Annotated in this window: 11 protein-coding genes; 5 read left to right on the top strand and 6 right to left on the bottom strand. The window is 69.5% G+C overall.

Annotated features, from left to right (window positions below; all coding sequences use genetic code 11):
• Positions 1–78: 78 nt before the first annotated feature.
• Positions 79–1209 carry a cell division protein ZapE gene (gene zapE / locus VGE49_RS14180; protein WP_331035185.1) on the bottom strand — a complete coding sequence of 377 codons (1131 nt, stop codon included), beginning with the start codon at positions 1207–1209 and terminating at the stop codon, positions 79–81.
• A gap of 159 nt (positions 1210–1368) precedes the next feature.
• Here zapE and VGE49_RS14175 point away from each other — a divergent pair, with 159 nt between their 5' ends.
• The 3 genes from VGE49_RS14175 (at position 1369) to VGE49_RS14165 (ending at position 4111) form a co-directional block, all read left to right on the top strand.
• Positions 1369–2415, top strand: a complete 1047-nt coding sequence (locus tag VGE49_RS14175) for an aspartate-semialdehyde dehydrogenase (RefSeq protein WP_331035184.1) — start codon at positions 1369–1371, stop codon at positions 2413–2415.
• Between the two features lie 110 nt (positions 2416–2525).
• Positions 2526–3530, top strand: a complete 1005-nt coding sequence (gene rarD, locus VGE49_RS14170) for an EamA family transporter RarD (RefSeq protein ID WP_331035183.1) — start codon at positions 2526–2528, stop codon at positions 3528–3530.
• Between the two features lie 32 nt (positions 3531–3562).
• On the top strand, positions 3563–4111 hold the full coding sequence (locus VGE49_RS14165; protein ID WP_331035182.1) for a YybH family protein: 549 nt from the start codon (positions 3563–3565) through the stop codon (positions 4109–4111).
• Between the two features lie 6 nt (positions 4112–4117).
• On the opposite strand, the gene VGE49_RS14160 is transcribed toward VGE49_RS14165, so the two are convergent.
• The 3 genes from VGE49_RS14160 to VGE49_RS14150 form a co-directional block, all read right to left on the bottom strand.
• Positions 4118–5263: a serine hydrolase domain-containing protein gene (locus VGE49_RS14160; protein WP_331035181.1), complete on the bottom strand. Its 1146-nt coding sequence runs from the start codon at positions 5261–5263 to the stop codon at positions 4118–4120.
• A 31-nt stretch (positions 5264–5294) separates the two neighbouring features.
• Positions 5295–6956 carry a M28 family metallopeptidase gene (locus VGE49_RS14155; protein ID WP_331035180.1) on the bottom strand — a complete coding sequence of 554 codons (1662 nt, stop codon included), beginning with the start codon at positions 6954–6956 and terminating at the stop codon, positions 5295–5297.
• Between the two features lie 81 nt (positions 6957–7037).
• The gene (locus tag VGE49_RS14150) at positions 7038–8264 is read right to left on the bottom strand and encodes a BaiN/RdsA family NAD(P)/FAD-dependent oxidoreductase (protein ID WP_331035179.1); all 1227 of its coding nucleotides are present in this window, start codon (positions 8262–8264) and stop codon (positions 7038–7040) included.
• Between the two features lie 49 nt (positions 8265–8313).
• On the opposite strand from VGE49_RS14150, the gene greA reads away from it, so the two are divergent.
• Positions 8314–8790, top strand: a complete 477-nt coding sequence (greA, locus tag VGE49_RS14145; protein WP_331035178.1) for a transcription elongation factor GreA — start codon at positions 8314–8316, stop codon at positions 8788–8790.
• A gap of 19 nt (positions 8791–8809) precedes the next feature.
• Here the strand turns inward: greA and VGE49_RS14140 are convergent, their stop codons facing one another.
• Entirely contained in the window at positions 8810–8956 is a 147-nt protein-coding gene (locus VGE49_RS14140; protein WP_331035177.1) for a hypothetical protein, read from the bottom strand.
• 89 nt (positions 8957–9045) lie between these two features.
• Here VGE49_RS14140 and VGE49_RS14135 point away from each other — a divergent pair, with 89 nt between their 5' ends.
• Positions 9046–9990 (top strand): LysR substrate-binding domain-containing protein, encoded by a 945-nt coding sequence (locus tag VGE49_RS14135; RefSeq protein WP_331035176.1) that lies wholly within the window; start codon positions 9046–9048, stop codon positions 9988–9990.
• 226 nt (positions 9991–10216) lie between these two features.
• On the opposite strand, the gene groEL is transcribed toward VGE49_RS14135, so the two are convergent.
• A partial coding sequence (gene groEL / locus VGE49_RS14130) for a chaperonin GroEL (RefSeq protein WP_331035175.1) occupies positions 10217–11069 on the bottom strand: 853 nt, incomplete at its 5' end.

The following is an 11069-nucleotide window of genomic DNA, read 5'->3' as shown; positions in this document are numbered from 1 at the left end:
CATCCCTTCGACGGCCTGCCCGCTGAACGCTCGATCCTCGGGTCAAGCCCGAGGATGACGGCGGGGAGGGGGCTAGTTTCAGGCGTGAACCGGCTCTGGCGCCTCGTCGTTATCGCCCCTCTGTTCCAGCCACGAGGCGCTGCGCATCTCGTTCAGGCGCGACACGGTGCGCTCGAACTCGAAGGCGCCGACGCCTTCGGCGTAGAGGGCTTCGGGCTCGGCCGCCGCCAGGACCGCCAGACGCGTCTTGGCCTCGTAAAGCGCGTCGATCAGCGTCACCAGGCGTCGCGCCTCGTGATGGTTGGCGGGGCTCAGGCGCGGCGCATCGGACAGGAAGAGGGTGTGGAAACGCTGGGCGACGGCCAGATAGTCCTGCGGCCCCAGCGGCGCGCCGCACAATTCGGCGAAGGTCGCCCGCGCCATGCCGCCGACCGTCCGTTTGATCCGCACCTGACGACCCAGCACCGGCAGGGCGGCGGGCTCCTCGGGCTCGCCGCCCTTGAGGTCCGCCCACAGGGCCTCGAACCCGTCGCGGGCCGCGTCGTCCAGGGGCGAGAACCAGACCTTGGCCCCGGCCATGCGGTCCAGGCGGAAGTCGCGCGCCCCCGCCGTTTCGACTACCTCGCAACGCTGACGGATGATGTCGATGAAGGGCAAGAAGAGCTGGCGGTTGATGCCGTTCTTGTAGAGGTCCTCTGGCGCGCGGTTCGAGGTGACGGCCAGGACCACCCGCTTCTCGAACAGGGCCTCGAACAGCCGCCCCAGGATCATGGCGTCGGCGATGTCGGTGACTTGAAGTTCGTCAAAACACAGCAGCCGCGCTTCCGAGGCGATCAGGGCCGCGATCGGCGGAATGGGATCGTCGCCCTTGGCGGTGCCGAACACAGCCTTGCGGGTGCGGGCGTCGCCGTCCCGCCACTGCTTCACCAGGTCGTGGATGCGGGCCATGAAGGCGTGGAAGTGGGCGCGCACCTTCTTCTGCTCCGGCGTGGCCGAGTAGAAGAGGTCCATCAGCATGGACTTGCCGCGCCCCGGCGGTCCCCAGATGTAGATGCCCTTCACTTCGGGCGGGCGGCCGAACAGGCCCTTTTTCGACAGGTCCGCCTCCAGCCGCTCCAGCGCGGTCAGCAGTTCCAACTGCTTCGGATCGGGGGCGATGACGCCCTCTTCGACGCGGATGTCGTAGGCGTTGCGGATACGGGAGGTCATGGTCAGGGGCATAGCCCTAGAGGGCGGATCAGGGAAGGCGAGGGCGCTTCATGCCCCCTGAAGCAGGAATTTGGTGAAAACTGGTTGCTTCGCGCTTGCGAAAGACCCAAATGCAGAACCGCTTTTCTCCCCAGCGCCCCTACCAAGGATAATCTGATCATGGGCTATCGCGTCGCCGTCGTTGGCGCCACCGGCAATGTCGGTCGCGAAATGATGAACATCATCGAGGAGCTGAACTTCCCCGTCGATAAGATGCATGCGATCGCCTCGCGAAAATCCAAGGGCGTGGAGGTCGCCTTCGGCGACAAGACGCTGAAGTGCGAAGACCTGGAGCAGTTCGACTTCTCCACCGTCGATCTCGTGCTGATGAGCGCGGGCGGCAAGGTGTCCAAGGAATGGTCCGAGAAGATCGGCAAGGCCGGTCCCATCGTCATCGACAACTCCTCGGCCTTCCGCATGGACCCCGACGTGCCGCTGATCGTGCCGGAAGTGAACCCCGACGCGGTCAAGCTGGCCCGCAAGAAGAACATCGTCGCCAACCCCAACTGCTCGACCGCCCAACTGGTCGTGGCGCTGAAGCCCCTGCATGATGCGGCCAAGGCCAAGCGGGTGGTGGTCTCGACCTATCAATCCGTGTCGGGCGCCGGCAAGGAAGGCATGGACGAGTTGTGGAACCAGACCAAGGCCATCTACGGCCTGGGCGACGCCACGCCGAAGAAGTTCCCCAAGCAGATCGCCTTCAACGTCATCCCCTACATCGGCGCCTTCCGCGACGACGGCTACACCGACGAGGAAGCCAAGATGTGGGACGAGACCCACAAGATGATCGACCCCTCGATCAAGCTGACCGTGACCTGCGTCCGCGTTCCCGTCTTCGTCGGCCACTCGGAAGCCGTGACCGTCGAATTCGATCGCCCGATCGAGCCGGACGAGGCCCGCGAAATCCTGCGCGAGGCCCCGGGCGTCCTGATCGTCGATAAGCTGGAGCACGACGGCTACATCACCCCCGTCGACGCCGCCGGCGAGCACGCCGTCTATGTCAGCCGCATCCGCAAGGATCCGACGGTCGAGCACGGCCTGTCGTTCTGGGTGGTGTCGGATAACCTGCGCAAGGGCGCGGCCCTGAACGCCGTCCAGATCGCTCAGTTGCTGGACGAGACCGGTGTCATCACCCCGTCGAGCGGCTATCGCAGCCTGAGTGTCTAAGTGAAGGGGCCCTGACCCCCCGCACGCGGTGCGGGGCTGCTTGAGGGCCTGTATCGTATCCTCTTTTGAGCCTCCGTCCCGTTCCGGCGACGGAGGCCGAAAGGTCCGCCGTGACCGCGTCCCCCTCTGCGACCTCGTCCGAAGCCCGCGCCGCCCTGATGGCGGGGGTGGGCTGCTACTTGCTGTGGGGCTTCATCCCCCTGGTCTTCCAGCAGATGGCGCATCAGGGCGCCGACGCCTGGGAGATCATGGGCCACCGCGCCGTCTGGGGCTTGCTCTGGGCCCTGCTGCTGGTGCTGATCGCCCGCCAGTGGACGCAGGTCGTCGCCGTCTTCCGTCAGCCCAGGGTGCTGGGCTGGCTGGCCCTGTCGGCGGTGCTGATCGCCACCAACTGGACCACCTATGTCGTGGCGGTGAACAACGGGCGGACCCTGGACGCCTCGCTCGGCTACTATCTCAACCCCTTGTTGAACATGGCTGCCGGGGCCTGGTTGTTCCGGGAACGAATCGACCGTTTCGGGGCCGCCGCCATCGGCCTGGCCGCCGTCGGCGTGGTGCTGCAGACCCTGGCCCTGGGCCACGCCCCCTGGGTGTCCCTGCTGCTGGCCTTCAGCTTCGCCGCCTACGGCATCATCCGGAAGCGCGTCTCGGTCGAGGCTCAGACGGGCCTGTTCATGGAGTGCCTGCTGCTGGCCGCGCCCGGCCTGGCCTGGGTGGTCTATATTCAGGCGACGGGGCAGGGGCATTTCACCGCCTCGCCCGCCGCCACCTTCTGGCTGCTGTTCGCCGGCCCGGCCACGGTCATCCCTCTGGCCCTGTTCGCCTGGGCGGCGCGGCGCATGCCCCTGTCCAGCATGGGCTTCCTGCAGTTCCTGGCTCCGACCATCGTCTTCTTCATCGGCATGATCCAGGGCGAGGCTCTGGGCGCGCTGCGCATCGCCTCCTTCGCCTTCATCTGGCTGGGCGCCGCCGTCTTCGCCGTGGGGGCTGTGCTCAAGGTGCGCCGCGCCAGCCGCACCGCCGAGACCATCGTGGCGCCGGAACCCGGCCTGCTGGACGACCCGGCCGAGGACCGCATGGCCGCCCTGGACCAGGAAGACCGCGCCTTGCGTTGAGATCGGCGGCCGTTCCAGCCTAGAAGGGGACGATGATCCGCGCCCACTCTCTCGCCGCCCTCGCCCTGTCTGTCGTTCTGGCGACCGGCTCCTCCGCCTGCGCGCAAAGCGTCGGGATCGAGGGGGGCGACGAAGTGATCCGCACCGCCCGGAGCGAAGCCCCCGTGCCGCTCGCGCCGCCGGTCGTCGCGCCGACCACGGCCGAGACCTTCGACGCCGTCAGCGCCGCCCTGGACGCCGCCGCCGAGGCCTGGTCGTCGGGCGACGTCGAGGCGGTGATGGCCGCCTATGTCGCCGACGAGCCCCTGCTGGTCTTTCTCGGCGATACGCCGTTGAAGGGACCGGACGCCGTGCGCGCCGCGCTGGAGGCCCGCGCCGCCCAGCCCGGGGGCCTCGGTCGGATGAGCTATGAGTGGTTCGAGACCCTGCAGTTCGACGTCAACACCACGGTGGCCTCGGGCCGGGTGGTGGTGACGCGCAACGGCAAGGCGTCGCGTGGCCTGTTCACCCGCGTCCTGCGCCGCACGCCCGAGGGCTGGCGCATCGTTCACGACCAGTTGGCCTGGGGCGCGGAGGCCTGATCGCGCCTAGAGGGCGGCGTAAAGGGCCTCGACCAGCCGCAGGGCGCGCGGATCGCCGATCAGGTGCGGCGACTGGCGGGTCATGACGTAGGCGGCCGAAATCCCGGTGGCCGGATCCGCGAAGGCCATCGACCCGCCCCAACCGCAGTGGCCGACGGCCTCGGGGTTGGGGCCGAAGACGTTCAGCCCCTCGTTGCGGGTGAAGCCCGCCGCCCAGCTCATGACATAGGGCAGCACCTTGTCCTGGCCGTGGATGCGTTCGCGCGTGGCCTGCTCCAGCGTCTCCTGTGACAGGACGGGCAGCCCATCCAGGGCGCCGCCGGTGGCGATGACGGACATCATCCGCGCCAGGTCCTTCGCCGTGCCGTGCAGGTTGGCCGAGGGGATTTCGGCCATGCGCCACTCGGTCGAGCCCCGCCCGCCCGGCGCCGAGCCGCGGTCGAGGAAGGCGGCCTTTTTGATCGCGTCGATGGGGCCGAGGTCGGGCGCCGCCGCCGGTTTGCGCAGTTGGGCCACGCGTCCGTGCTCGCTCTCGGGCAGGCCGATCCACAGGTCGAGGTCAAAGGGTTGGGCGAAGTCTTCGCGCAGGGCCGTGCCCATGCTGCGCCCATCGACGAGGCGGAACAACTCACCCGCCAGATAGCCGATGGTGATGGGGTGATAGCCCGACGCCGTGCCGGGCTCCCACAAAGGCGGCTGGGCCGCCAGCCGGTCCAGAACCGCCTGGCGGTCGAACCAGATGGCGGGCTCGGCGCCCTCGGAAAAACCCGGCAGGCCCGACTGGTGGCTCATCAGCTGGCCGACGGTCAGCTGATCCTTGCCCGCCGCGCCGAAGGCCGGCCAGTGGTCGGCGACCCGGTCCTCATAGGACAGCAGGCCCTTGTCCACGCAGCGCGCGATCATCAGGGCCATGACCGCCTTGCCGGTCGAGAAGACCGGAACCAGGGTGTTCTCGGTAAAGGGCGTCTTGCCCGCCAGATCGGCCGACCCGGCCCACAGGTCCAGCGCCACCTCGCCGTCGATCGTGACGGAGAAACGCGCCGCCAGCTCGTTCAGCCCCTCGGGGGCCTCGACGAAGTTGGCGGCGAAGGCGTCCTTCACCGCGTTGAAACGGGCGGGGCAGAGGCCGTGGATTTCGGGCGCTTGGGTCATGCGGGCGGTCTAGCGCGTCAGTCGGCCGAGGTCACGGCTTGCGCGCATCCGCCGAAGCCTGACGCGCCGCCTCGAACTCGTCGCCCGGCTTCCACGCGGGCCAGTCGCGCGAGTTGGCCAGGGCGGACCCGACCTCATAGAGCAGCTGAACATCGGCGGCGGCGGCGTCCATCTTCCAGTCCGGCGTCCATTCGTCCGTAGGCTGATGATAACGATTGGCGACATAGTCGCGGCTGGCGGCGTTGTGGCCGGTGAAGCCGGCGGCGGCGAACAGGGCGGGCACGCCCTTCCTCGCCAGCGGGAAGTGGTCCGAGCGATAGAAGGCCCCGGCCTGGGGCGCGGGATCGGGGATCAGGCGGCGGCCTTCGCGGCTCGCCAGCACGGCCAGCCGGTCGTCCAGATCATTCTTGCCCGCGCCGATGACGACGATGTCGGGGTCGATCTCGGTCCCCGGCAGCAGGCTGTCCATATTGATGTTGGCCACCGTGGTCTCCAGCGGCCAGACCGGGTTGGCGGCGTAGTATTCGGCCCCCAGCAGCCCCGTCTCCTCGGCGGCCCAGCTGACGAAGACGGTCGAGCGTTCGGGGCGCGGTCCCTCGGCGAACAGGCGGGCCAGCTCCAGCACCGCCGCCACGCCGGTCGCATTGTCCACGGCGCCGTTATAGATGTCGTCGCCGTTCTTGGGCGTGGCCCGGCCATAGGCGTCCCAGTGGGCGCCGAACATGACCGTCTCGTCCGGGTGGGTCGCGCCCGGCAGGCGGGCCATGACGTTGCGGGTCTGCACCCGGTCGGCCTTCTGGCCGAAGTCGATGGACATGGTGACGCCGTCCAGGGCCACGGGGCGGAAGTCGGGGGTGCGGGCCTGGGCCTTCAACGCCGCGAAGTCGAGCCCGGCGTCCTGGAACAGCTTTTCGGCCACGGCGCCCTGGATCCAGCCCTGGGCCGCCACCCGCTCCTTGTCCGGGTCGGCGCGGACGATGTCGAACTTGGGCGCGGTCGAGGAGTTCTGCAGCGTCGACCAGGGATAGCCGGCCCCCGGCGTGTCGTGGATGACCAGAACCCCCGCCGCCCCATGCGCCGCCGCGACCTGGAACTTGTAGGTCCAGCGGCCGTAGAAGGTCATGGCCTGACCGTCGAACTGGCCCGTCACCGGGTGGCCTTCGGGGGCGTTGAAGTCGGGGTCGTTGACCAGGACCAGCATGATCTTGCCGGTCAGGTCGACGCCCTTGTAGTCGTCCCAGCCGCGCTCGGGCGCGTCCACGCCGTAGCCGACGAAGACCAGGGGCGCGTCCTTGAGCGAGATATGGCTGACCGGGCGGTCCGAAGAGACGATGACCTCGGTCGCGCGTTGCAGGGCGCTGGTCCGGCCCCTGGCCGTGACGCTGATGGCGGCGGGGCCGTCCTGGCTGGTGCGGCTGACCTGGGCCACCTGAACCCAGGACCCGTCAGGGCCGCCGGGCTCGAGGCCGCGGGCCTGAAACTGCTGCGTCAGCCATTCGATGGTCTTGTCCTCGCCAGGCGTGACCGGGGCGCGGCCTTCGAATTCGTCAGAGGCCAGAACCCGCGTCGCCTCGCTGAGCCGGACCGGGTCGACACGGCCCAAGGGCGTTGACGGCACGGTCTGGGCCAAGGCCGAGGTCGAGGTCATCAGGACGGCGATCAGGCCGAAGGCGGCGGAACGGGACATCGACATCAGGCGCACTCGAACGACAGCGAAGGGGAGGGCGACAGGCTGCGCCCTCAGGCCGTCCCTGTCGACCCCGCCCTTGGTCGATCAGCGCGTCTTCAGCCAGTCCAGCACGCCGTTCGCGGCCACGACGCCCGAGGCGAACGAGGCCTGCAGCAGATAGCCGCCGGTCGGCGCCTCCCAGTCCAGCATCTCGCCGGCGATGAAGACGCCGGGCCGGGCCTTGAGCATCAGATGGTCGTCCACGGCGTCCAGCGTCACCCCGCCCGCCGAGGAGATGGCTCGGGCCAGGCCCTGAACCCCGGTCAGGGTCAGGCGCAGGCCCTTGAGGCGCGCCGCCAGCGCATCTGGCTGGATCGGCAGGGGTCCGGCCTCGCGCAGCAGGGCGACGGCTTGAGCATCGAGATGGACGGCCTTCCTCAGCCAGTTGGACAGGCTGTCCTTGCCGCGCAGTTTTGACAGACGCCGCGTCAGGGCCTCCCGCGACTGATCCGGCCGCAGATCCAACGTCAGTTCGGCCGCGCCGTCGCGCGCGACGGCGTCGCGCAGGTCCGCCGACAGGGCGTAGACGGCCCCGCCCTCGACGCCGTAGGCGGCGATCATGGCCTCTCCGCGCACGGTGCGCCCGCCGTGGCTCAGGGCCACGCCCTTGACCGGCTGTCCGGCGAACCGCTCGCGGAAGAGGGGCGTCCAGGCCACGTCGAAACCGGCGTTGGCCGGCCGGAAGGGAGCCACGACGGCGCCCGCCTCCTGCAACGCCGGAACCCAGGCGGCGTCCGACCCCAGCTTGGCCCAGCTGGCCCCGCCCAGCGCCAGAACCACGGCGTCGGGGCGCGCCAGCCGCTCGCCCTCGGGGGTGTCGAAGCTCAGCGCCCCGTCTTTCCAGCCGGTCCAGCGCGAGCGGACGCGGATCTCGACGCCCAGCCCCTCCAGCCGCGCCAGCCAGACCCGCAGCAGGGGCGAGGCCTTCATGGCGTTCGGGAAGACCCGGCCCGAGGAACCGACGAAGGTCGCCTGCCCCAGCCCCTCCGCCCAGGCGGTCAGGTCGGCGGGCGAGAAGGCGTCCAGCCAGCCGCTGATCCGCGCCCGCGCCGGGGCGTCGTAGCGGTTCAGGAAGGGCTCCAGCGCCTCCGAATGGGTCAGGTTCAACCCCCCGCGCCCGGCCATCAGGAACTTGCGGGCGACCGAGGGCATCCGCTCATGCACCGTGACGCGCAGGCCGGCGGAGGCCAGGCGCTCGGCCGCCATCAGTCCGGCGGGGCCGGCGCCGATCACGGCGACGGCAGGAGGTGGGGAGGAAGGCGCGTCGGTCATTACGCCTTCCTAGACCGGAACGTCCGCGAACGGCATACGCTCTGTCCTCATGAGCGTCGCCTTCACCCGAGAAGAAGATCTGGAAGCCACGGCCGCCGACCTGGTGGACCGCCCGATCTCGCCCCATCCGAACCACGTCACCCCCGAAGGCCTGGCCAGGATCGAGGCCGAGCTGGCTTCGGCGCGGGCGGCCTACACGAGGGCCCAGACTGAAGGGTCGATCGAGGCCGACCGGACCGCCATGGCCCGGGCCACGCGCGACCTGCGCTACTGGTCGGCGCGGCGGGCCTCGGCGCAACTGCTGGAGACGACGCCGGACGGTCGCGTGCGCTTCGGCGGCGCCGTGACCATCGAGCGCGAGGACGGCCGGACCCAAACCTGGCGCATCGTCGGCGAGGACGAGGCCGATCCGGCCCAGGGCAGCGTCAGCCACGTCTCGCCCCTGGCCCGCGCCGTGATGGGCAAGCGGGTCGGCGACGAGGCGAACGTGGCGGGTCAGTCGGTCGAGATCATCGCCGTGGACTGAAGGCGCGGCGGCCTGGTTGTCAGCAGGCGGCGCGACGGGGTCGCAGCTTGGGGGCAGGCTTGGCGGCGCGCTTGATCGCTGTCGGCGCGGCGGACTTGCGGGCGTCCAGCAAGGCGCCGATCCAGCCCCACGCGGGTTCCTTATGAGTGCTGTAGATGTAGTCCATCGGTCGTCCTCCTTTCTTGAAGCCGGAATATGCAGTTGACGGGGGGCGTTCACAAACGAGACGATAGGGTTCATGCATAAGGCTTGCTTATGATTGATGTCCTTTCCCGCATTCCCGTCGACGCCCTGAGGGTGTTCGAAACCGCCGCGCGGCTGCTCAGCTTCACCCGCGCCGCCGAGGCCCTGGGCATGAGCCAGGCGGCGGTCAGCTGGCGCATCCGCGACCTGGAGCAGAGGCTGGACCGGCCCCTGTTCGTGCGCGGCGTGCGGCAGGTGTCGCTGACGCCGGAGGGCGCGCGGCTGGCCACGGCCTCGATCGAGGCCATGACCCTGTTGCGGCGCGCCGTGGCCGACGTGGTCGAGGCCGATCAGGGCGTGTTGGCCATCACCACGCTTCAGACCCTGGCGACCCAGTGGCTGGCGACGCGGCTGGGGGCCTTCCAGCTGGCCAACCCCGATCTGGCGGTGCGAGTGGACACCAGCCCGACCCTGTCGATGCTGGGCGCCGACGGGCTGGACGTGGCCCTGCGCTTCGGCTCGGGCCAGTGGGCGGGGCTGGAAAGCCGCTTTCTGATGCCTGCGGTCTTCACCCCCGTCTGCACGCCGGCCATGCGCGACCGGCTGGACCTGAAGACGCCGGTCGACCTGAAGCGGGCCCATCTGGTCGGCGAGCCGCGCGAATGGGCCGCCTGGTTCGCCGCCGCCGAGGTCTCGCCCGCCGACACGGCCCCGTCGCCGCGCCTGACCGCCGACAATCAGGCCATGGAGGTGGCGGCGGCCCTGGGCGATCAGGGCGTGGCCCTGGGCTCGCCCATTCTCTATGCGCGCGAGATCGAACGGGGGCTGCTGGTCCGGCCGTTTGATCAGACGGTCGCCTTGGCCGAGGGCTACTGGATCTGCTACCCGCCCGCGCGGCGCCTGACCCCCAAGATCGCCCGCTTCCGCGACTGGCTGCTCGACACGGCGCGAGACGATCCGGCGGTGGTCGCGGGCGCGCGGCTGGCCGGGCGGGAAGTGGGGGAGGTCGGGGCGTGATCTTTTCTCCCTCCTCCTCTTGGGGGGCTGAGGCCGTTAGGCCAAAGCCGGGTGGGGGGCTCGGCTGGGCAGGCGCCGCGTTCCGTATCGCCGCGCCCTTCCCACCCGCTCTCCGCTTCGCGTCGACCACCCTCCCCATCAAGGGGAGGGAGAGTTCAGTGCATAGAAAAAGGGCGGGACCTTTCGATCCCGCCCTTCCGCAGTCTTGGCGTTGGTTAGCCTGGACTTAGAAGTCCATGCCGCCCATGCCGCCCATGCCGCCCATGTCGGGGGCGCCGGCGCCGCCCTTCTTGGGGGCGTCAGCGATGGCGGCTTCGGTCGTGATCATGATGCCGGCGACCGAGGCGGCCGACTTCAGAGCCGAACGGACGACCTTGGCCGGATCGATCACGCCCATCTGGACGAGGTCGCCGTATTCTTCGGTCTGGGCGTTGAAGCCGAACGAAGCGTCGCTCGAGTCCATGACCTTGCCGACCACGATCGAGCCTTCGACGCCCGAGTTTTCCGAGATCTGACGGATCGGAGCCTGCAGGGCGCGACGGACGATGGCGATGCCGGCGTTCTGATCGGCGTTGGCGCCCTTCAGATCGATCAGCTTCTTGGAGGCTTGCAGCAGGGCCACGCCGCCGCCCGGGACGATGCCTTCATCGGCAGCGGCGCGGGTTGCGTTCAGGGCGTCGTCGACGCGGTCCTTCTTTTCCTTCACTTCGACTTCGGTGGAACCGCCGACGCGCAGGACGGCGACGCCGCCGGCCAGCTTGGCCAGACGCTCTTGCAGCTTCTCGCGGTCGTAGTCCGAGGTGGTGTCCTCGATCTGACGCTTGATCTGGCCGACGCGAGCCTCGATGCCGTCCTTCTCGCCAGCGCCTTCGACGATGGTGGTGTCGTCCTTGGTGATCTGGACCTTCTTGGCCTTGCCGAGCATGTCGAGCGTGACGGTCTCAAGCTTGATGCCGAGGTCTTCCGAGATGACCTGGCCGCCCGTCAGGATGGCGATGTCTTCCAGCATGGCCTTGCGGCGGTCGCCGAAGCCCGGAGCCTTGACGGCGGCGACGCGCAGGCCGCCGCGCAGCTTGTTG

Source organism: Brevundimonas sp., from assembly GCF_036405315.1.
In the GTDB taxonomy this organism is placed as follows: domain Bacteria; phylum Pseudomonadota; class Alphaproteobacteria; order Caulobacterales; family Caulobacteraceae; genus Brevundimonas.
This window is presented reverse-complemented; position numbering and strand designations above follow the sequence as displayed.